The 433-nt window shown below is 40.0% G+C and carries 1 pseudogene; it reads right to left on the bottom strand.

The annotated features are described in order from the left end of the window. Window positions 1-106 precede the first annotated feature (106 nt). A pseudogene (locus CAN34_RS13805) lies at window positions 107-433 on the bottom strand (hypothetical protein); the annotation flags it as partial.

The following is a 433-nucleotide window of genomic DNA, read 5'->3' as shown; positions in this document are numbered from 1 at the left end:
TTGGGGTAAACTAAACCGTCCAACATTTGGGGGTCAGTTCACATGCTTGAGGGTTTTTATTTATCCGTTTTATTATTCTTAGGCTATGAATAGTGATTAAAAAACCTTAATCTGCTGCTTCATGTTGCTTTGGAAAAGAATAGATACGACTATCAAGCGCATATTTCGCTTCATGAGCATCACCCAACCTATTATCTAACAGCCAAGCAAGGATTTGCTGATGCACTCTATCGCTATAGATTAGATTCATATGATTGACCCCATAAAAAATCGCTTTATGTCCCTCTGGTACTGCCAAAGTATGCTCTTCGGTATACTCACCAAGTGCCGACTCTACTGAAACCAGTCCATCACCCAGTAAGCTTGTGGTTTTATTTTCATAATGTGTTTCAATCAAAGCCGCCGCGACTAAATACGTATTCACATGCAAGGG

The sequence above is a fragment of the Psychrobacter sp. DAB_AL32B genome (assembly GCF_002224105.1).
Taxonomy (GTDB): Bacteria; Pseudomonadota; Gammaproteobacteria; order Pseudomonadales; family Moraxellaceae; genus Psychrobacter.
The sequence above is the reverse complement of the archived record's forward strand: the minus strand, read 5'-3'. Positions and strand labels throughout refer to the sequence as shown.